Raw genomic sequence first — 21,254 nt, 5'->3', positions numbered from 1 at the left:
TCGAAAGTATGGGGTCCTTAGCTCAGTTGGGAGAGCATCGCCCTTACAAGGCGAGGGTCACTGGTTCAAGCCCAGTAGGACCCACCATATATTAAGTCTGGTTATATCTTTATAAGATTATTAACGGGATTTACTATAAAGAAAGAATTTGGGGCTGTTAGCTCAGTTGGTAGAGCAGTTGACTTTTAATCAATTGGTCGAAGGTTCAAATCCTTCACAGCCCACCACTTTCTTTATAACACAGCATTGTCGCGGGATGGAGCAGTTTGGTAGCTCGTCGGGCTCATAACCCGAAGGTCGTTGGTTCAAATCCGGCTCCCGCAACCAGTTATAACGATAGACACAACTATCGATAAAAAAATAATGTGGGTCCTTAGCTCAGTTGGGAGAGCATCGCCCTTACAAGGCGAGGGTCACTGGTTCAAGCCCAGTAGGACCCACCACTATTATTGTGGTGATAATGTCATTAGACATACACAACAAAGTTTCTTGTAAAAGAAACAATAAAGTAAAGGGCTGTTAGCTCAGTTGGTAGAGCAGTTGACTTTTAATCAATTGGTCGAAGGTTCAAATCCTTCACAGCCCACCACTTTACTTTTTATAAGTAATATGGACTTTATATTATACAGAATTGTCGCGGGATGGAGCAGTTTGGTAGCTCGTCGGGCTCATAACCCGAAGGTCGTTGGTTCAAATCCGGCTCCCGCAACCAGTTAAAACGATAGACACAACTATCGCTAAAAAATAATGTGGGTCCTTAGCTCAGTTGGGAGAGCATCGCCCTTACAAGGCGAGGGTCACTGGTTCAAGCCCAGTAGGACCCACCACTATTGTGGTGTTATGTCATAAGACATAAACTATAAAAAGAAAGAATACGGGGGCTGTTAGCTCAGTTGGTAGAGCAGTTGACTTTTAATCAATTGGTCGAAGGTTCAAATCCTTCACAGCCCACCACTTTCTTACAAAGAATAAATAAAGAAACCTCGTTTATCGAGGTTTTTTTATACCTAAAATTTACCACCTTAAGTTCCCACTAATACTTGACCTTCCCCTAGTGGTAAAGCTTACTCTCTCAATCATCTTCATCATTTACTTTTCAAACGACTTTATGCGCATAGTACTATTCATTTTATTAGTATTAATAAATACATTCTCATTACCGCTTCAGGCAATGAGCATGCATACTATGCCAAGCAATATTCCTTGTGATATGAAAAAAATGTCACCAACTCAAAAACATGAGATGGTGAAAGTCACAGAAGCGAATCATTGCCTTAATCCCTCAGACTCCAATAACGAAAATAATAATCATGATTGCAATGGTCCCAAAGCCTGTAATGACTGTAATACCACCTGCGTAATTTCATTTATCAATACGCATAAATTGATTATAGATACATATAAACAAGCAAGTGCCGTACATGACGAATCCAACTTCCTCTTAATAAAATATCAAGATAGCCTCTATCGCCCTCCTCTAATTAGCTGATTTAAATAATTTTAAAATCAACTAATTAAGGAAATATAATGCCATCCAAAATTTATTTGGGGCTATTCGCATTGATCACATTAAATGCGAATGCTCAGCAATTAACGCTATCTGTTGCAGAAGATATTGCGCTACAACGCGATCCTTCCGCCAACTTATATCAAGCACAACAAACGAGCTTTAAAGCCCAAGCAATCAGTCAATCACAACTTGCAGATCCGATGATTAAATTAGGTTTAGCAAATGTGCCTGTTGATAGTTTTTCACTGTCAGATGACCCCATGACACAATTTAGTCTTGGCCTATCACAACAATTTTCACGTGGTGATACACTCGCGTTAAATGCAAAAAGTTTTACATTACAAGCGCAACAAAGCAGGGATCTAGCTGAAAACCGTCAATTAGAACTGAAACTTCAAATTAGAGAGTTATGGTTTGATATTCGCTTTGCCAATATAGCGCAAGTTATATTAAATAAAAATAAGCAGTTATTCAGTCAACACGTGAATAATCTATATCGTGAATTTGAATTAGGTTATCGCCAGAATCAAGACCTCATTAAAGCCGAATTAGAACTGGCTAAATTTGATGACAAAATTGCAGCCTTTGCTCAGCAAGAGCAAGCATTACGTGGACAGCTCGTTACTTGGGTTGGCGCACAAGCATTTGATGATTTAGATCAGCAGCTACCAACATGGCCACAAAGTCTTGAGTATTCAAAACAAAAAAGCATCGCGCATTATGCTTTACTCGCTAATCACCCACAAGTATTGGCAGCCCAGCAAGCTATTGATGTGGCGCAAAACAAGATTGCCACCGCGAATGAATCTTATAAACCTGCTTTCAAAGTAGATATTGGTTACGGCCATCGCGAGTCAATCGATATGAATAGCGGAGCAAGTCGCAGTGATTTAATCAGTGGTTCTGTCACGCTTAATATTCCCTTATTTACACATAATCGCCAAGACCAAGTCGTCATAGCAGCTACCCAAGGTAAAGGAATAAAACAAGCTGAAAAAGATCTGCTACTCATAAAGTTCAATGGCATATTAAATGGTGCTATCGCTAACGTCAGTAATACAACTTCCAGAATGCAGCGCTATCAAGACACCCTACTTGTCCAAGCCAAATCGAATAGCGATGCTGCAATGCAAGGTTATCAATCTAACACCAATGATTTTGAACAGGTCATTAAGGCCTTGATGGACGAACAAGCCCTTACGCTTGAATACCAACAATTACGCTTTCAAAATTTGAAAACCTTAGCCCGCATTCGTTATTTCCAAGCATTATAGAGGTCTATATGAAAACATTACTTACCAGTTCAATTACACTAGCACTGGGTATTGCCGCTGGTGCTTGGTTCACAACACAAGCAGCAAACGATGTCACTAGCGCAGAGCCTGAAATACTTTACTGGGTTGCGCCAATGGATGCTAATTACCGCCGAGACACTCCAGGTCAATCACCAATGGGTATGGATTTAGTCCCTGTTTATGCTGAAGAAGCACGCAGTACCGCTACCCAAGAACCGCTATATTGGGTAGCACCAATGGATGCGAACTACCGCCGTGATAAACCAGGTCAATCACCGATGGGCATGGACTTAGTCCCTGTATATGAAGACGCTGCCACCGAAAGTGACGCGGGGTTAGTCACCATCTCTCCACGGGTCGAAAATAACTTGGGGGTACGAACACAAGCTGTCCAGTACCGCCCTTTTTCAAACGAAATAAATACAGTCGGCATGTTAGAGTTTAATCAAGATTCACTCTGGCAAATTAACAGCCGCGTATCAGGTTGGGTAGATGAACTTTATATCAATAATACAGGTGAGTTCGTTCAGCAAGGACAAGCACTATTAACCCTTTATTCACCCGAGTTGATTAAAGCACAAGAAGAACTGCTTAATAGCTTACGTATCGGTAATAAAACTTTAATTAGTTCAGCAGCCCAGCGTTTATCTGCATTAGGCATTAACCAAACTCAAATTGATCAAATCATTAAACGTAAAAAAACAATCCAAAATGTCACGATATCAGCACCCGAATCGGGCTATATCACTAAGCTGGCAATTCAAGAAGGCGCTTATATTACGCCTGCAACTCAAATTGTAGAAGCTGGACTGCTCTCCGAAATATGGTTACAAGCTGAGATATTTGAATCTCAAGCTGGTTTAGTGGCCGTTGGTGACAATGCACAGATACAAATAGCCAGTTTCCCCGGTCAAACTTGGGTAGGAAATATTGATTACATTTATCCAGAACTCAACGCAACAACACGTACGCTAAAAGTCAGAGTCAAAATAGCCAATGCAGATGAAAAATTAAAACCTAATATGTTTGCAACGGTTACATTCAGTAACCAGCAACAACATGATTCGATACAAATCCCACGTGAAGCAGTCATTCGTTCAGGTACATTCGATCGCGTCGTACTCGCGAAAGGTAACGGTCAATACCAGTCCATAAAAATAACATTAGGCAAAGAATCTGCTGGCTATGTTGAAATACTCGTCGGACTTAATGAGGGTGATAACGTCGTAACCAGCGCACAATTTTTGCTGGATTCAGAATCAAGTCTAACCGCTGATTTTAGCCGTATTGGCGCGCCTGATTCAAACTCACAAACAAGTATGAAGATGGATCATAGCAGTATGAACCATGCGTCAATGGACCACAGTAAAATGGACATGGGAAACATGAACGCAGATACGATGCAGCAATCAAACAAGCCTAAATCAGAAGATGATTTATCTTGGTTAGATTTTGATGATGAAGGAGCGCTGTAATGATGATAAAAAAAATAATCTCGTGGTCGATTAACAATCGTATCATGGTGCTACTCGCCACCTTAGTCGTACTCATCTACGGCAGCTTCGTACTCAAAAATACGCCCATTGATGCGATCCCCGATCTATCTGATGTACAAGTTATTATCAAAACGAGCTATCCAGGACAAGCGCCACAAGTAGTCGAAGATCAAGTCACCTACCCGCTAACAACAGCAATGCTCTCTGTGCCGGGAGCCAAAACCGTACGAGGTTATTCATTCTTCGGCGATTCCTATGTTTACGTTATCTTTGCTGATGGCACTGATATGTACTGGGCTCGTTCACGGGTGTTGGAATACCTTTCACAAGTAACGCCAAATTTACCAAACTCAGCAAAACCTGCACTGGGTCCAGATGCAACGGGTGTAGGTTGGGTGTATTCTTACGCATTAACAGATACCAGTGGTAATCATGACTTAAGCCAATTGCGGAGCATTCAAGATTGGTTTTTAAAATATGAATTACAAACAGTGGCAGGCGTATCTGAAGTTGCTACCGTCGGCGGTATGGTTAAGCAATATCAGATAAGCGTTGATCCAAACAAATTACGCAGTTATCAAATTCCCCTGTCATTAATTACGCAAGCTATTAAAGCAGGTAATCAAGAAGCGGGTGCCAGCGTTATTGAGATGGCCGAAGCTGAATATATGGTACGTGCTAATGGTTATATAAGTTCGATTGATGATTTGAAGACTATCCCTCTAAAGCTCAATGAATCAGGTACACCATTATTACTCGGTGACGTAGCAGATATTGTACTTGGCCCACAAATGCGTCGTGGCGTATCAGAACTCGATGGTGAAGGCGAAGTCGTTGGTGGCATTATCGTCATGCGTTATAGCGAAAACGCACGTGAAGTAATCGCGGCCGTCAAAGACAAACTACAAACCCTACAAGCTTCGTTACCCGAAGGTGTCGAGATAGTCCCTACTTATGATCGTTCAGCATTAATCGACAATGCTGTCGAAAACCTTTACTTAAAATTATTAGAAGAGTTTCTTGTTGTTATTGTTGTCTGTGCTTTATTTTTATTTCACATTCGCAGTTCTTTAGTTGTGCTAGTCAGTTTACCTATCGGTATTCTGGTCGCCTTTATTGTGATGTCATGGCAAGGAATTAATGCCAACATTATGTCATTAGGTGGAATTGCGATTGCCATTGGCGCCATGGTCGACGGTGCAATTGTAATGGTCGAAAATGTGCATAAACACATGGAGAAAACACCTCTAACGAATGAAAACCGTTGGCAAGTCATCGGCACAGCCGCCGCAGAGGTGGGACCAGCCTTATTTTTCTCTCTGCTTATTATTACCTTTAGCTTTGTACCTGTGTTCGTATTAGAGGGGCAGGAAGGCAAAATGTTTGCTCCTCTTGCTTTCACTAAAACCTATTCGATGGCTGCAGCTGCTGGGCTTGCGGTTACGTTAGTACCAATCTTAATGGGTTATTTCATTCGCGGTAATGTATTACCTGAACATAAAAATCCAATCAATCGTGGGCTTATTGCTTTATACCGTCCCGTATTAGCATTGAGCCTCAAAGCCCCCGTGCTACTGCTTTGTATTGTGATGGGATTTGTTGCAGTTGGGTTTTACCCCGTCAATAAGATAGGTAGTGAATTTATTCCACCGCTTGATGAGGGCGACCTCATGTATATGCCAACCACCTACCCCGGTATCAGCATAGGTAAAGCACGAGAACTATTACAACAGACCAACAAGTTGATTAAAACAGTTCCCGAAGTAGAGCGCGTATGGGGGAAAGCGGGCCGTGCAGAGACTGCCACCGATGCAGCACCACTAACCATGATCGAAACTTTCATCACTTTAAAGCCAAAAGCACAATGGCGTGAAGGATTGACCTCTGAAGGCTTACGCCAAGAACTTGATCAGTTAGTGCAATTTCCTGGACTCACGAATGCTTGGGTTATGCCAATTAAGACACGCATAGATATGTTAGCTACTGGCATCAAAACACCGATTGGAATCAAAGTTGCTGGTGAGAAACTTGTCGAAATTGAAAAAATCGGTAAACAAATCGAAAAAATATTACAAAATGTGCCAGGTACCGCATCAGCTTATGCAGAACGTGTTGCAGGTGGTCGTTATGTGAAAGTTGATATTCAACGTGAAAAAGCAGCACGGTATGGACTTAATATTGCCGATGTTCAAGCCGTTATTTCCGCTGCAGTAGGTGGTGTAAATGTCACACAAACGATCGAAGGACTAGAACGTTATCCGGTCAATATCCGTTATCCACAATCCTACCGCGACAGTATCGAGAAAATGAAGTTATTGCCCCTGATTACTCCTCAAGGCGCGAGAATATCATTAAGTGATGTAGCAAGCGTATATGTCGAAGACGGCGCTCCGATGATTAAAACTGAAAATGCGCGTCCAAATGGTTGGATATACGTGGATATCGAAGGTCGAGATCTTGGCTCTTATGTGGCAGATGCTCAACAAGCCGTTGCCGAACAACTCCTATTACCTGCTGGTTACTCACTCACATGGTCAGGTCAGTATGAATACATGCAACGCGCTAAAGAGACATTGTCCGTGGTGATCCCAGCTACACTCGCAATTATCGTCTTACTGCTATACCTCGCCTTTAGACGCGTTGGTGAAGTACTGCTTATTTTAGCCACGCTTCCCTTAGCGATGATAGGTGGTATCTGGTTGCTATACCTGCTTAATTACAACTTCTCAATTGCCGTTGGTGTCGGCTTCATTGCCCTTGCAGGTGTTGCCGTCGAGATCGGAGTGATCATGCTGGTTTATTTAAATCAGTCATTAGAAGCAGCTCAAGCAACTGGTCGTTTAACTAAAGCCAAGTTACAGCAAGCAGTGATCGATGGTGCTGGATTACGCGTTCGTCCCGTTATGATGACTGTCGCGACAGTCATCATTGGCTTAATTCCAATCATGTATGGAGATGGTACAGGATCACAAGTCATGCAACGTATTGCAGCACCTATGATTGGCGGCATGGCGTCAGCAGTAATACTGACATTATTAGTATTACCGGCAACCTTCTATCTGTGGAAATCAATCAGCTTAAAATCTCAATTTGTCACTGAACCTGATACAACAAATATAAATAAAATAGAAATATAAAAGGAAGCAATACAATGTTTAAACAGATCACATTAGCAATCGCACTAAGCGCAGCACTCAGTTCACCAACCTTCGCCCACGGCGATGACCACTGCAAAGACACTCAACTTGGTGGTGTAATGAAAGAAATGAGTGATGACTTAAAATCTTATGTCGGTGCATTTAAACGCAATGACCAAGCCTTAATGCAAGCACAAGTCGCTAAATTGTTGAATAACACTAATAAAGCGAAAGATGAAATACCATTAAAACTACAGAAAGACATGTCGAATATGAAAGGCATGGACCACAGCAACATGGCCGATATGCCAAACATGAAAGGTATGGACCACAGCAACATGGTTAATATGGAAGGTATGGATCATGCTACACATATGCAGCATATGGCTTATCTAGAAAGCATGGATAAACTAACGCAATTGTTTAATCAATTACAAAACACCACATCAAAAAATGAAGTCAAAGCAATACTTGGAAACATCAAACAGCATATTAAAAAAAGCCATAAAACCTTCCGTCTGAATTGTGATTAATTCACGTTAACGAATAAATTAAGCTACAGCCAAGCAGTGCTGTAGCTTAATCATCAAATAAAATATTCTACGCTTAATCTTTCTATCCTTCTCGTTAGCCAAATTACACATAAATAATGGATTACTTTCAACATTATTTATTATGTTATACGGCGGTTAAATATCGTTTATTTTTCACAAATAACCCCATCTTAGATCAACCATTAATGGATGAAATCTGTTAATATTTAGTCAATCTCGTTAAATTTGGAAATAAAATGACTACTGAAACTCTAAGAATTGCGACTCGTAAAAGCCCATTAGCAATGTGGCAGGCTGAATTTGTAAAAGCCCGTCTAGAAGCGATCCATCAAAACCTGACTGTTGAATTAATTCCAATGGTAACAAAAGGTGACATCATTTTAGATACGCCTTTAGCAAAAGTGGGTGGTAAAGGTCTTTTTGTAAAAGAACTTGAAGTAGCAATGCTTGAAAACCGTGCTGATATTGCAGTCCATTCGATGAAAGATGTTCCAGTTGAGTTTCCTGAAGGTTTAGGCTTAGAAGTCATTTGTGAGCGTGAAGACCCACGTGACGCTTTTGTTTCAAATACTTACCGCCAAATAGAAGAACTACCACCAGGCGCAATCGTTGGTACATGTAGCTTACGCCGTGAATGCCAACTCAGTGAAGCGCGTCCAGATCTAAAGATCATGAACTTACGTGGTAACGTTAATACGCGTTTGAACAAACTTGATAACAAAGATTATGATGCGATTATTCTAGCTGCAGCTGGTCTAAAACGTCTCGATATGGAATACCGTATCGCGAGTTATATTGAACCAGAGCAAAGTTTACCAGCAGTAGGTCAAGGCGCTGTAGGTATTGAATGTCGCGTTGATGATGAACGTGTAAAAGCACTATTAGCCCCTTTGAATCACCCTTTAACCAGTGATCGTGTATGGGCAGAACGCGCAATGAACTTAGCACTTGAAGGTGGTTGTCAGGTACCAATCGGTAGCTACGCACTTATCGATGGTGATGAATTATGGTTACGTGGACTTGTTGGTAAGCCTGATGGCACTGAAGTTATTCGTGCAGAAATCCGCGGTGACCGCAAAAATGCGCGTCAATTAGGATTAGCACTTGCTGACGACTTACTTTCACAAGGTGCAAAAGAAATTTTAGCTGCAGTTTATAACCCAACTGACGCATGAAAATAAGGGCGTTAATCACTCGCCCACGCGCTAAAGGCGAGCAATTAGTTCGCCTGATTGAGGCAGCCAACGGGGCTGCCTTATGCTGCCCTTTTATCGAAATATCAGCAGGAGGACAGTTCGATAAAGTCAGTTCATTACTGGAAAAATTGCAACCAGATGACTATATTATTGCCATAAGTGATAATGCTGTAAATTATGCTAATACCAGTTTAATCAATGCAAATAAAGCTTGGCCACAGCAAGTTAACTATATTGCAGTGGGTCCAACAACAGCAAAATGCTGGCATAAATACGGTATAGACCACGCTAAAATACCCCGAACACACGACAGTGAAGGCGTATTAGCGCTCCTCACTAACACACAAGTAGAACACAAAAACATTGTTATTCTACGTGGTAATGGTGGTCGAGAAACGATGGCTGAAGATCTCACTAAACGTACCGCTAACGTGACATATTGTGAAGTTTATCAACGCACTGCTCCCTATTATGAACCAGAGCAACTGGTTAATAAGTGGCAACAATTCGCTATTAATAGTGTTATTATCACTAGTGGTGAAATCCTAGGTAACCTAATAAAAACGATACCCTACACAGCGTTACCTTGGATACTAAACTTACACTTTATTGTTCCTAGCCAACGAATAGCAGCTCTTGCTAATGAGTTAGGAATAGAACACGTCACCATTGCTAGTGGTGCATCAAATAATTCATTATTTAATGCTGTTAAGCAATTGGATATGCAGATAGGAATAAGCTAAATGACAGACAAAAAGAATAGCAGTCAAAGTGCCAACACTAAAACAACAAACAAAGGCACGACTGACACATCAAACACGATTACAACGGAAGGTAAATCAGCAAGTAAAGCTGGTGTTGTCACCGGGGCAATAGCAATTTTATTAACGCTAGGTCTTGGTGCTGGTCTTTATTATCATAGTCACCAACAAAATCAGCTGCAGCAACAAGTATTATCAAAGCTACAAGCCCAGCTTCAAGATCAAAAAGACACGCAGCAATCATTACGTTTAGAATTAAACGAAGATAAGCAGACCGTTGCAAGTCAATTAAAACAAACAACAGAACAGCTAAGTAAGATCCAAAATAGCGAAAAGCTAACAGCGGCTCAATTAGAAACCGTACAGCTCGCGATTGCGAATCTTAAAATGCGTAACCCCAATGAATGGATGCTGGCAGAGGCGGAATACTTAATCCGTATCGCTGGACGTAAAATAGCACTAGAACAGGACATTGATACGAGCCTAGCGTTATTATCTTCAGCAAGCCGTCGTCTGACACAACTCAATGATCCAAGCTTATTACCACTACGTAAAGTGATTGAGCAAGATATTACAACACTGAGTAAATTAGAGCGTATTGATCATGATGGCTTAGCCCTAAAACTGGCTGTTCAAGCAGAAGAAGTTGATAACTTAGTATTAGCAGGCTTCACTCGTCCTGAAGTCGTTAAGACTGACACCGCATTATCAAGTAATAGTGCTGACTGGAAAGCAAACTTAAGCAAGTCTTGGAAATCATTCAGTGATAACTTCATCACTATCCGTCGCCAAGATAACTCTGTCGATGCTTTACTATCACCACAAACAGCATGGTATTTAACTGAAAACTTAAAAACTCAGTTATTACAAGCTGAGCTAGCAATATACCGCCAAGACCAAGCCAAATTTAAGCACTCTCTGAAGACAGCTGAAACTTGGATTAAGCGCTACTACGATGTAAACCAGCCAACGACAAAAAGTATGCTAGCGAGCCTAGAAACATTAAGCAAAGCGACAATCACAACAGCATACCCAACCAAATTAAACAGTGCGGCACTGATTCAAACCACAATCAGAGATCGTAAAATCAAAGCATTAGCTGATAACACTGGTGCTGAATAAGCGGAGGCAGACAACAATGGTTAGATTTATAATATTACTCGCTCTGCTTCTTGCAGGTGCAATCGGTGCTCCTTATTTAATGGGCAATAAAGGTTATGTCATGATCGCTGCCGGTGACTATGTTATTGACGCAACAGTCAGTAGCGCAGTCGTCATGGTGATTGCTTTTTACTTTTCTTTATTAGGTTTAGAAGCGCTAATCAACAAGTTAACTCACAGCTTAGGTTGGTTTAATCGCTACCATCAAGCACGTGCGAAAATACAAACTGAAAAAGGTATTTTAGCGCTGGCAAGTGGCGACTTTAAAAAAGCAGAAACGTTAACAGTAAAAGCCGCAAAGAAAGCACAAGTACCAGTATTGAACTACCTTGCTGCAGCAGAATCTGCCCAAGGATTAGGTAACGAAGAAAAGCGTGATAAGTATTTATTATTAGCGCACGAAAATGCAGATAAAAACACATTCGCTGTTGAATTAACGCAGGTTAAATTACAAATTAAACAACAGCAATTTGAACAAGCTTTTGCATCTCTATCAACATTACATGAAAAACATCCAAAACATAAAGTCGTACTGGCGCTGTTTAAAGATGTATGTATTGAACGAAAAGAATGGGGTCAATTACTTGCTCTTGTTCCACAACTGCAAAAACAAAAATTACTTAACGCTGCAGAAGCAGATGAATTAAGTAAAAATAGTCACTTCCAACATTTAGGTGAAATAGCAAAACAACAAGGTAGTACAGGTTTACTTGATACTTGGAGCTCTCTACCTAAAGCCCTTAAACATGATGGTCGCTATTTAGCTGAAACAGCAAATCTATTGATGGGTCGTAATGATCATCAATCAGCTTACCTGCTGATGATGGATGCATTAAGTAATGAACTATATCCGGAATTAATTAGCTTAACGCCAAAATTAAATCTCAGTGATTACCATGCGTTAATCGAACGACTAAAACGTTTACAGAAAACACGTGAAGGTTCAGGTCTATTAGCTGTGTCTATCGGCCAGTTAATGGTGAAAGAAGGCCGCTGGAAGGAAGCTGTAGAAGAGTTAAAGCAAGGTATAAACCAATCGCCGTCTACCTCAGCTTATTGCGCTCTAGCACACGCTTACGAGAAACTTGGTCTTGTTAACGATGCGAACTCAACCTATAAGCAAAGCTTAAGTTACCATCAGCAAGCCTAATCCTGTTGATGATATTTAAATATAAAAAAAGCCGTAACATCAGTTACGGCTTTTTTATACGAGTCATTTATTATCGTTTAAATAAATTCAAATGCATCGCCGTATAAATGTTCTTTTACACCAAGAGGAGCAAAATCATTACGTGCAGCACCGGCCATTTCAAAACGACCTGCAATATAAATATCACATGCAGCTAAATCAGTAACATCATCCATTACAACTTTATGAACCTGACCGACTTTACCTGACCATTCTTCTGGTGCAATTTCCACAACAGGGATAAATGTCACCTGTGGGTTAGCATCAGCAAGTTCTTGTGCTAATGAAAATGCATATAGATGTGATGCTTCACGTGCACCCCAGTATAATGAAACTGGGCGTTTGCTCACTTCAACAGCGCGTTCTAAAATAGATTTTGTATAAGAAAAACCAGTACCGCCAGCAATAAGTACTAAAGGACGCTCTGATTCTTCTCTTAGCCCTGCATTACCACCTGGTAATTCAACTTCAATAGAACCTGTTTTTAGTCTTTCCACCACTTGCATTGCATATGAATTTTGTTCAGATGCACCAATGTGTAATTCTAAAATATCATCATTACTTGGGTTTGAAGCAATAGAAAATGGGCGCTTGTCGTCTTCAGCCATGACCACCATTAGATATTGTCCAGCTTGAAACTCAACCTTCTGCTCAGGTTTTAATTTCACATTAAATACAGTATCTGTATACGACTCTAATAACGTCACTTCACACTTAATTCTTAACATACATTCCCTTTAAATCTTAATCTCTGACAAGCACGAATTTTTATGATCTAGCTCATTTATATCACAAAATCGCTAATTCGTCCCATAAATCATCGACTCGCTGCTTAACCTTCTCATCCATCACAATTGGCTCACCCCATTCGCGATCTGTCTCACCAGGCCACTTATTAGTTGCATCCATGCCCATTTTAGAGCCTAGTCCAGAGACTGGTGACGCAAAATCGAGATAATCAATTGGTGTATGCTCAATCATAGTCGTATCACGTGCAGGGTCCATGCGTGTCGTAATCGCCCAAATAACATCATTCCAATCACGCGCATTAATGTCATCGTCACATACGATCACAAACTTGGTATACATGAATTGACGTAAGAACGACCACACACCCAACATCACGCGTTTCGCATGTCCTGGATACTGCTTCTTAATTGTCACAACAGCCATACGGTATGAACAACCTTCAGGCGGTAAATAAAAATCTACAATTTCAGGAAATTGCTTTTGCAAAATAGGCACGAACACTTCGTTTAACGCCACACCTAATACCGCAGGTTCATCAGCAGGACGACCAGTATAAGTTGAATGATAGATGGCATCTTTACGCATCGTTATATGCGTAACTGTAAATACAGGGAATGAATCCGTTTCATTATAATAACCAGTGTGGTCACCATACGGACCTTCTTCAGCCATCTCACCCGGTGCAATATACCCTTCTAAAATAATTTCTGCGCCAGCAGGCACTTCTAAATCATTTGAGATAGATTTAACCACTTCGGTACGACTGCCACGTAACAGTCCGGCAAAGGCATATTCAGATAACGTATCAGGCACAGGAGTTACCGCACCTAAAATAGTTGCAGGATCAGCTCCTAATGCCACAGACACTGGATAGTTTTCACCAGGATTTAGTTCTTGGAATTCTTTAAAGTCTAACGCACCACCACGATGTGATAACCAGCGCATAATAACTTTGTTTTTACTCAATACTTGCTGACGGTAAATACCTAAATTCTGGCGTTTTTTATAAGGCCCTTGGGTAATCGTTAAACCCCAAGTAATAAGCGGCGCAACATCACCAGGCCAGCAATGCTGTACAGGAATTTTAGATAAATCGACATCATCACCCGTTAATATAATCTCTTGGCAAGGTGCTTTACGCAATTTTTTGGTCGGCATATTCAGTACTTGTTTAAATACAGGTACCTTTTCCATTAATTCTTTAAAGCCTTTTGGCGGCTCAGGTTCTTTCAAATAAGATAACCACTGACCCACTTCACGTAACTCTGACACGCTTTCACGGCCCATCCCCATCGCAACACGATCTGGCGTACCAAAAAGGTTGCCTAACACAGGCATGGTATGACCCTTTGGATTTTCAAATAATAAAGCAGGACCGCCCGCTTTTAATGTCCGGTCACAGATTTCCGTCATCTCTAAATACGGGTCAATCTCTTGATGAATACGTTTTAGTTCACCTTTACTTTCAAGTAAGGCAATAAAGTCTCTCAGATCTTTATACTTCATAAACAGTTCCACGCTATTTTTTGAAAAAAAAACGCCACACACTTGTTATAAAAACAAAATGTATGGCGTTTATTTTAAATATTAATCACAGGCAGTTAGCTTAAGCGATTATGATTTTTGCTTCTTCATTGCTTCGAAGAATTGATCATTGGTTTTCGTCATTGCTAACTTATCAATTAGGAATTCCATCGCATCAATCTCACCCATTGGGTGCACGATTTTACGTAGGATCCACATTTTTTGTAGCTCTGCTTTATCTGTTAATAGTTCTTCACGACGTGTACCTGAACGAGTGAAATCAATCGCAGGATAAACACGACGCTCAGCAATTTTACGGTTAAGGTGTAACTCTTGGTTACCAGTACCTTTAAATTCTTCGTAAATTACTTCATCCATTTTCGAACCAGTATCAATCAATGCTGTTGCGATAATAGTTAAAGAACCACCTTCTTCTACATTACGCGCTGCACCGAAGAAACGCTTCGGACGGTGTAATGCATTAGCATCAACACCACCAGATAAAATCTTACCTGATGATGGCGTCACTGTATTGTAAGCACGTGCTAGACGCGTTACAGAATCAAGTAAGATGATCACGTCTTTCTTGTGTTCTACAAGTCGTTTCGCTTTTTCGATCATCATTTCCGCAACTTGCACGTGGCGGTTAGCTGGTTCATCAAATGTTGAAGCAATTACTTCACCACGAACCAAACGCTGCATCTCTGTTACTTCTTCCGGACGTTCATCGATAAGTAGAACCATCAATGTCGCATCAGGATGATTTAGTGCAATTGAAGAGGCAATGTTTTGTAATAACATTGTTTTACCAGCTTTCGGTGGTGCCACAATTAAACCACGTTGACCTTTACCGATCGGTGCACTTAAATCAAGAATACGTGCAGTGATATCTTCGGTACTACCATTACCACGTTCTAAACGAAGACGTTCATTCGGGTGGATTGGAGTAAGGTTTTCAAAGAGGATTTTATTACGAGAGTTTTCAGGGCGGTCAAAGTTAACTTGGTCAATCTTTAACAGGGCAAAATAGCGTTCGCCATCTTTAGGCGGGCGGATTTTACCACCTACCGTATCGCCCGTTCGCAAGTTAAAGCGACGAATCTGACTTGGTGATACATAGATATCGTCAGGGCCGGCGAGATAAGAGCTGTCTGCTGAACGCAAGAAACCAAAGCCATCTTGTAAAATTTCTAAAACACCATTACCAAAAATGTCTTCACCACTTTTAGCGTGAGCTTTTAGGATAGAAAAGATGATGTCTTGTTTTCTTAAGCGAGCCAGATTTTCTAGACCCATAGATTCGCCCAGTTTTACAAGTTCAGAAACTGGTGTGTTTTTTAATTCGGTTAAATTCATAATGATGAGTTCGAGCTTATGCAACCTTTGCGTAACGGGATGTCAACCAAGGACAATGTGTATTGAACGATGATTGAGTGATGAGCCATTAACTAGTAATGAGCCAATAAATTTGAATTATAGAATCAACGATTGGATCATTGATTATTATGCCTGATTCGGCACGTAGAACAATAAACGAACAGTAAAATTAGCATTTATAATTTTGTTCGTCCACTGAATAATAGCATACTGACGAGATTAAAAAACAAAATCTCGTCAGTATTTTACATGTTACAGGTTCTCTTCAAGAAAACTTTGTAATTGTGCTTTTGATAGTGCACCAACTTTTGTCGCTGCTACAGCGCCATTTTTAAATAACAATAAAGTCGGGATACCACGAATACCAAATTTAGGTGGTGTGCCTGAGTTTTGATCAATATTTAATTTACCGATTGTAACCTTACCCGCATACTCTTCAGCAACTTCGCTTAAGATTGGTGCGATCATTTTGCAAGGTCCACACCATTCAGCCCAGAAATCTACCAGTACTGGTAATTCTGAATTTAAAACGTCCATATCGAAAGCAGCATCAGTTAGCTGAATAATTTTGTCGCTCATTTCTCACTCCAATAAAAAATAATTTTGTTACTACATATATGTGGTGTTCATTGCTCTATTTCAATAGATTTAAGTTCTTAATGCAAGCTTAACCTGATATGCTAATTAAATGAGCAAAAAACATCTTACAGAACATAAGTTCTCCCAGTTTGGTCTTAATGCCAATGTACTTTCTGGGTTAGAAGCGTCAGGCTTCGAATATTGTACACCAATTCAAGCGCTTAGCTTGCCATTTGCCATCCAAGGTAAAGATGTAGCCGGTCAAGCACAGACAGGTACAGGCAAAACTATTGCATTTTTAGCCGCTATTTTTCATCATTTATTGAAAAAGCCGGCCGCCGAAGATAGTCCAAAAAATAAGCCTCGCGCTATTATCTTAGCGCCAACACGCGAACTTGCAATCCAAATTCATAAAGATGCGTTACCTATCGCTAAAGCAACTGGCCTAAAAATGGGTCTAGTCTACGGTGGTGAAAGCTACGATATTCAACGTGAAAACCTTCAAAATGGTGTTGATATCATTATCGGTACTGTTGGCCGAATCATTGACTTTGAAAAACAAAAAGCAATGGATTTATCAGGTGTTGAAGCATTAGTTCTCGATGAAGCTGATCGTATGTTAGATCAAGGCTTCATTAAAGACATTCGTTATTTAATGCGCAAAATGCCAGATCCAAAACAACGCCTAAACTTACTGTTTTCAGCAACCTTTACTTGGGATATTCGTGAGCTTGCTTATCAGCACATGAATGAACCTGAAGAAGTTACCGTTGAAGCAGAAAAAGTAACGGGCAGTTCAATTACTCAAGAGCTATTCCACCCATCGAACGATGATAAAATGGCTTTATTACAAACATTGATCGAAGAAGAATGGCCAGAACGTGCGATTGTATTTGCTAATACGAAGCACAAATGTGAAGACATTTGGGGCCATCTTGCTGCTGATAAGCACCGTGTTGGTTTATTAACAGGTGATATTCCGCAGAAAAAACGTAACAGTATTCTAGAACAGTTTACTCAGGGTAAATTAGATATTCTTGTTGCGACAGATGTTGCAGCGCGTGGTCTACATATTCCTGCCGTAAGTCATGTTTTTAACTACGACTTACCAGACAACTGTGGTGATTACGTTCACCGTATTGGCCGTACTGGTCGTGCTGGTGCAAAAGGTCATTCAATTAGTTTCGCTTGTGAAAAATATATCTATAATTTACCTGCGATTGAAGAATACATTGAACATACAATTCCTGTTTGTCATTACGATAAATCAGCATTATTAACTGACTTACCTCGACCAGTTCACACTAAACGTGCACGTCCGGGTAACTCAAGAACAATGAATGATCGTAATAACAAAACGCGTCGTACTGGCCAACGCCAGCATAATACGCATAATAAAACCCATTAATTAAATAGCTTGTTTATATAAAGTGGTCAGTGTGAGTAAAAAAAGTTCGTCAAATTTATATGCTGTTATTGACCTTGGTTCAAATAGCTTTCATATGCTGGTTGTTCGTGAAATTAACAACAGTCTACAAACTGTTGCTAAAGTGAAGCGTAAGGTAAGACTTGCCGCGGGCCTTGATGCAAACAATAATCTTAATCAAGCCGCATTGCAGCGAGGTTGGGATTGCTTAAGTTTGTTTGCAGAACAGTTACAGGATATTCCAACAGCGAATATTCGAATTGTAGGGACAGCGACATTACGCTTAGCCAAAAATGTCGCGGTATTTCTCGCAACAGCAGAAAAAATATTGGCTCATCCGGTGAATATCATTTCCGGTGAACAAGAAGCTGCGCTTATCTATAAAGGTGTTGCCTATACCAGCAGTGGTCAAGGTAATCGCCTAGTCGTAGATATAGGCGGAGCAAGCACTGAGCTCATTATTGGTGAACAAGCACAAGCAAAGTTACTTTATAGCTTTAAAATGGGTTGTGTGACGTGGTTAAATAATTACTTTGCAGACGGTAAGCTCAATCAACACAACTTTACGCAGGCCATTAATGCTGCAAAAGCGGTCTTGAACCCTCTGCAAGATAAATACTTAACCATTGGCTGGGAAACATGTATCGGAGCTTCCGGTACTATCCAGGCACTACAAGAAATCATGGTAGCACAGGGTGAGAATGAACAAATCACACTGACTAAGTTACACCGGATCCAACAACAAGCGATTGCCTGTGGTGATATTGAAAACCTCAATATTAAAGGTTTAGCTGCAGAGCGAAAACCTGTATTCACAAGTGGCTTAGCCATTTTAACCGCTTTATTTGAAAGCCTTTCAATCAACAACATGTTTTTAGCCGGTGGTGCATTAAGAGAAGGCGTCATTTATGAAATGACCGGACTTCGCGCCAGCAATAACGTACGCCAACAAACGGTTAATGGCTTGATGGTCAAACATCAGTTAGATCTAAAGCAAGCCGAGCGCGTTAAAAACACCGCATTGAAAGCTTTTGATCAAAGCAAAATGCTTATTTCAGAAGACGATGCACAAGCAGGGCCTTTACTTGCTTACGTTAGTAGCTTACATGAAATAGGCCTCTCGATTGATTATAAGAATGCACCACAACATGCCGCTTATATTATCGATCACACAGATATGCTTGGTTTTACCAAAGCACAAAAACAACTGCTTTCTGCATTATTGATTAATCAACGCGATGAATTAAATCTTTCTCTGTTAGAAAAACAATCCGCATTGAGTTATTCGGTTGCACTACAACTATGCCGTATTTTAAGAGTGTCATACTCATTAGCGTTACGTCGTACCGATGGTACAATTCCAGAGTTCTCACTTGCACTCGCTGACGATAACAGTATGTTAATCACGCTACCTAAACAGTGGTTAGCACAGCACCCATTACGTGCAGCAGCATTAGATAGTGAACAGAAATTACAGGCTAAACATAATTTAATCTTAGAAGTTGAAGAGCAATAGCAATATATAAAAATAAAAAAACCGAGCATAAAAGCTCGGTTTTTTATTACTCATTTTTCATCACAAACGTTTGTTACTAATCGTTTAACGACAAAAATTATTAAGCATTATTTTCTTTCAGCCAGATAGCGACACGTTTTGCAAAATACGTTAAGACACCGTCAGCACCCGCACGCTTAAAGCATAGTAACGACTCTAATACGCACTCTTTCTCTTTTAGCCAACCGTTTTGAATAGCAGCCATATGCATCGCATACTCACCACTCACTTGGTACGCAAACGTTGGTACACCAAATTCATCTTTAACACGACGAACGATATCCAGATAAGGCATACCCGGTTTTACCATCACCATATCTGCCCCCTCTTCAATATCCATCGCTACTTCATGTAACGCTTCATCAGAGTTTGCCGGATCCATTTGATAAGTAACCTTGCTGCCACCTTTCAAATTGCTTGCAGAACCAACCGCGTCGCGGAAAGGCCCGTAATAGTTCGATGCATACTTTGCAGAGTAAGCCATTATTTGTGTATTTACATGACCCGCTTCTTCTAAGGCAGCACGAATAGCGCCAATACGACCATCCATCATATCTGAAGGTGCAACAACATCAGCACCAGCAGCTGCATGAGAGAGTGCCTGTTTCACTAAAATATCAGTCGTAATATCATTAAGGATATAACCACTATCATCAATAATGCCATCTTGGCCATGAGTCGTGAACGGGTCTAATGCCACATCCGTCATCACACCTAATTCAGGGAATGACTCTTTTAACGCTCGAACCGCTTTCTGTGCTAATCCATCATGATTATACGCTTCTTCAGCAAGTAAGCTTTTTTGCTCTAATGGTGTTACAGGGAAGATAGCAATCATCGGAATACCCAACGCAACCAACTCTTTCGCTTCTTCTAATAGTAGATCTATCGATAAACGTTCAACACCAGGCATTGATGCGATCGTCTCACGACGGCCTGTACCTTCAAGTACAAACATAGGATAAATAAGGTCATTAACAGTTAATTGATGCTCTGCAACTAAACGGCGAGAAAAATCATTTTTACGATTACGACGAGGGCGACGGTTTGGGAAGCCACCTAGAATAGTTTTACTCACGATATCTCCTTGCGAGGTAGGAATGCGAATTAGGTGACCAAGTACAACAGCTTGTACTTGGTTATATGGTCATCTTACCGCGTGAGTAAGTGAATATCAGCACCTTGTACTGAAATAGCATCAACAATTACATTAATTGACGAATTAATCGCAGCCTTTTGATCTATCTCAGGTAGCGCATACACATAACTCGCCGTCGATAATAAAAAGCTTTCACATGTCGTTAATAGGTAAGGTATAGGTAACTCTTTAATCATTCCGTTACGTATACCCGTAGTCAGTAATTGTGTAAAGAAACCTAACACCTCCTCCCAAATAGCGAGTTGGATCTTTTTATCAAAGTACAACGAATGACTACAGAGAAGAATAAACGCCATCTTTTGTGGATGCGCAACCAACCAATGCACCCCGTTAACCCAAATATCAGTCAAGCGAGACTCTGCATTGCCTTCATTTGGCTGTAATAACGCCTGCGCAAACTCTTTTTTAACCTCAAGGTATAGGGCTTCGATTAATGCTTCTTTCGTGGCAAAATGATGAAATAAGGTACCCGTTGCGACTTTTGCTTCACGCGCAATAGCCGCAGTCGTCGTACCATGAAAACCATTGATCGTGAATAACGCTAATGCGGCATCCAAGATCAGTGTTTTTTTTGATTTAGTCATA

Annotated in this window: 16 protein-coding genes and 8 tRNA genes; 18 read left to right on the top strand and 6 right to left on the bottom strand. The window is 40.6% G+C overall.

The window, feature by feature from the left end; all coding sequences use genetic code 11:
* Window positions 1-11 precede the first annotated feature (11 nt).
* The 16 genes from HWV00_RS00395 (at window position 12) to HWV00_RS00320 (ending at window position 12,260) form a co-directional block, all read left to right on the top strand.
* Window positions 12-87 (top strand) — tRNA-Val (locus HWV00_RS00395).
* Between the two features lie 64 nt (window positions 88-151).
* Window positions 152-227, top strand: a tRNA-Lys gene (locus HWV00_RS00390).
* Window positions 228-250: 23 nt separating this feature from the next.
* A tRNA-Met gene (locus HWV00_RS00385) sits at window positions 251-327 on the top strand.
* A 40-nt stretch (window positions 328-367) separates the two neighbouring features.
* A tRNA-Val gene (locus HWV00_RS00380) sits at window positions 368-443 on the top strand.
* Window positions 444-513: 70 nt separating this feature from the next.
* Window positions 514-589: transfer RNA gene (locus HWV00_RS00375), tRNA-Lys, on the top strand.
* A 46-nt stretch (window positions 590-635) separates the two neighbouring features.
* Window positions 636-712 (top strand) — tRNA-Met (locus tag HWV00_RS00370).
* A gap of 39 nt (window positions 713-751) precedes the next feature.
* Window positions 752-827, top strand: a tRNA-Val gene (locus HWV00_RS00365).
* Between the two features lie 51 nt (window positions 828-878).
* Window positions 879-954, top strand: a tRNA-Lys gene (locus HWV00_RS00360).
* 573 nt (window positions 955-1,527) lie between these two features.
* Window positions 1,528-2,784 carry a TolC family protein gene (locus HWV00_RS00355; protein ID WP_211684212.1) on the top strand — a complete coding sequence of 419 codons (1,257 nt, stop codon included), beginning with the start codon at window positions 1,528-1,530 and terminating at the stop codon, window positions 2,782-2,784.
* Window positions 2,785-2,792: 8 nt separating this feature from the next.
* Complete coding sequence (locus HWV00_RS00350) at window positions 2,793-4,280, top strand: efflux RND transporter periplasmic adaptor subunit (RefSeq protein WP_211684211.1); 1,488 nt, start codon at window positions 2,793-2,795, stop codon at window positions 4,278-4,280.
* A 2-nt stretch (window positions 4,281-4,282) separates the two neighbouring features.
* Window positions 4,283-7,438, top strand: coding sequence for an efflux RND transporter permease subunit (locus HWV00_RS00345; RefSeq protein ID WP_211686242.1), 3,156 nt, complete (start codon window positions 4,283-4,285; stop codon window positions 7,436-7,438).
* 14 nt (window positions 7,439-7,452) lie between these two features.
* A complete protein-coding gene (locus HWV00_RS00340) occupies window positions 7,453-7,971 on the top strand; it encodes a copper resistance protein CopA (protein WP_211684210.1) in 519 nt (172 codons plus the stop codon).
* Window positions 7,972-8,228: 257 nt separating this feature from the next.
* Window positions 8,229-9,167, top strand: coding sequence for a hydroxymethylbilane synthase (gene hemC / locus HWV00_RS00335; RefSeq protein ID WP_211684209.1), 939 nt, complete (start codon window positions 8,229-8,231; stop codon window positions 9,165-9,167).
* Complete coding sequence (locus HWV00_RS00330) at window positions 9,164-9,931, top strand: uroporphyrinogen-III synthase (protein ID WP_211684208.1); 768 nt, start codon at window positions 9,164-9,166, stop codon at window positions 9,929-9,931. Before hemC ends, HWV00_RS00330 begins: the two co-directional genes overlap by 4 nt.
* On the top strand, window positions 9,932-11,071 hold the full coding sequence (locus HWV00_RS00325) for a uroporphyrinogen-III C-methyltransferase (RefSeq protein WP_211684207.1): 1,140 nt from the start codon (window positions 9,932-9,934) through the stop codon (window positions 11,069-11,071).
* A gap of 16 nt (window positions 11,072-11,087) precedes the next feature.
* Window positions 11,088-12,260, top strand: a complete 1,173-nt coding sequence (locus HWV00_RS00320; protein ID WP_211684206.1) for a heme biosynthesis HemY N-terminal domain-containing protein — start codon at window positions 11,088-11,090, stop codon at window positions 12,258-12,260.
* Between the two features lie 77 nt (window positions 12,261-12,337).
* On the opposite strand, the gene fre is transcribed toward HWV00_RS00320, so the two are convergent.
* From fre to trxA, 4 genes are all read right to left on the bottom strand, one after another.
* On the bottom strand, window positions 12,338-13,027 hold the full coding sequence (gene fre / locus HWV00_RS00315; protein ID WP_211684205.1) for an NAD(P)H-flavin reductase: 690 nt from the start codon (window positions 13,025-13,027) through the stop codon (window positions 12,338-12,340).
* Window positions 13,028-13,088: 61 nt separating this feature from the next.
* Entirely contained in the window at window positions 13,089-14,555 is a 1,467-nt protein-coding gene (ubiD, locus tag HWV00_RS00310) for a 4-hydroxy-3-polyprenylbenzoate decarboxylase (RefSeq protein WP_211684204.1), read from the bottom strand.
* A gap of 108 nt (window positions 14,556-14,663) precedes the next feature.
* Window positions 14,664-15,929: a transcription termination factor Rho gene (gene rho, locus HWV00_RS00305; RefSeq protein WP_211684203.1), complete on the bottom strand. Its 1,266-nt coding sequence runs from the start codon at window positions 15,927-15,929 to the stop codon at window positions 14,664-14,666.
* 273 nt (window positions 15,930-16,202) lie between these two features.
* The gene (gene trxA / locus HWV00_RS00300) at window positions 16,203-16,529 is read right to left on the bottom strand and encodes a thioredoxin TrxA (RefSeq protein WP_211684202.1); all 327 of its coding nucleotides are present in this window, start codon (window positions 16,527-16,529) and stop codon (window positions 16,203-16,205) included.
* Window positions 16,530-16,638: 109 nt separating this feature from the next.
* Here trxA and rhlB point away from each other — a divergent pair, with 109 nt between their 5' ends.
* A complete protein-coding gene (rhlB, locus tag HWV00_RS00295; protein ID WP_211684201.1) occupies window positions 16,639-17,937 on the top strand; it encodes an ATP-dependent RNA helicase RhlB in 1,299 nt (432 codons plus the stop codon).
* 31 nt (window positions 17,938-17,968) lie between these two features.
* A complete protein-coding gene (gppA, locus tag HWV00_RS00290; RefSeq protein WP_211684200.1) occupies window positions 17,969-19,471 on the top strand; it encodes a guanosine-5'-triphosphate,3'-diphosphate diphosphatase in 1,503 nt (500 codons plus the stop codon).
* Between the two features lie 100 nt (window positions 19,472-19,571).
* On the opposite strand, the gene hemB is transcribed toward gppA, so the two are convergent.
* Both hemB and HWV00_RS00280 read right to left on the bottom strand, forming a co-directional pair.
* Window positions 19,572-20,588, bottom strand: coding sequence for a porphobilinogen synthase (gene hemB / locus HWV00_RS00285; RefSeq protein ID WP_211684199.1), 1,017 nt, complete (start codon window positions 20,586-20,588; stop codon window positions 19,572-19,574).
* 74 nt (window positions 20,589-20,662) lie between these two features.
* On the bottom strand, window positions 20,663-21,253 hold the full coding sequence (locus tag HWV00_RS00280) for a TetR/AcrR family transcriptional regulator (RefSeq protein ID WP_211684198.1): 591 nt from the start codon (window positions 21,251-21,253) through the stop codon (window positions 20,663-20,665).
* Between the last annotated feature and the right edge of the window lies 1 nt (window position 21,254).

This window comes from Moritella sp. 24 (assembly GCF_018219155.1).
Taxonomy (GTDB): domain Bacteria; phylum Pseudomonadota; class Gammaproteobacteria; order Enterobacterales; family Moritellaceae; genus Moritella.
This window is presented reverse-complemented; position numbering and strand designations above follow the sequence as displayed.

Excerpts from the sequence above, each read along its gene's own strand:
- HWV00_RS00355 (WP_211684212.1), top strand. The coding sequence starts at position 1,528 with ATGCCATCCAAAATTTATTTGGGGCTATTCGCATTGATCACATTAAAT.
- HWV00_RS00350 (WP_211684211.1), top strand. The coding sequence starts at position 2,793 with ATGAAAACATTACTTACCAGTTCAATTACACTAGCACTGGGTATTGCC.
- HWV00_RS00345 (WP_211686242.1), top strand. The coding sequence starts at position 4,283 with ATGATAAAAAAAATAATCTCGTGGTCGATTAACAATCGTATCATGGTG.
- HWV00_RS00340 (WP_211684210.1), top strand. The coding sequence starts at position 7,453 with ATGTTTAAACAGATCACATTAGCAATCGCACTAAGCGCAGCACTCAGT.
- hemC (WP_211684209.1), top strand. The coding sequence starts at position 8,229 with ATGACTACTGAAACTCTAAGAATTGCGACTCGTAAAAGCCCATTAGCA.
- HWV00_RS00330 (WP_211684208.1), top strand. The coding sequence starts at position 9,164 with ATGAAAATAAGGGCGTTAATCACTCGCCCACGCGCTAAAGGCGAGCAA.
- HWV00_RS00325 (WP_211684207.1), top strand. The coding sequence starts at position 9,932 with ATGACAGACAAAAAGAATAGCAGTCAAAGTGCCAACACTAAAACAACA.
- HWV00_RS00320 (WP_211684206.1), top strand. The coding sequence starts at position 11,088 with ATGGTTAGATTTATAATATTACTCGCTCTGCTTCTTGCAGGTGCAATC.
- fre (WP_211684205.1), bottom strand. The coding sequence starts at position 13,027 with ATGTTAAGAATTAAGTGTGAAGTGACGTTATTAGAGTCGTATACAGAT.
- ubiD (WP_211684204.1), bottom strand. The coding sequence starts at position 14,555 with ATGAAGTATAAAGATCTGAGAGACTTTATTGCCTTACTTGAAAGTAAA.
- rho (WP_211684203.1), bottom strand. The coding sequence starts at position 15,929 with ATGAATTTAACCGAATTAAAAAACACACCAGTTTCTGAACTTGTAAAA.
- trxA (WP_211684202.1), bottom strand. The coding sequence starts at position 16,529 with ATGAGCGACAAAATTATTCAGCTAACTGATGCTGCTTTCGATATGGAC.
- rhlB (WP_211684201.1), top strand. The coding sequence starts at position 16,639 with ATGAGCAAAAAACATCTTACAGAACATAAGTTCTCCCAGTTTGGTCTT.
- HWV00_RS00280 (WP_211684198.1), bottom strand. The coding sequence starts at position 21,253 with ATGACTAAATCAAAAAAAACACTGATCTTGGATGCCGCATTAGCGTTA.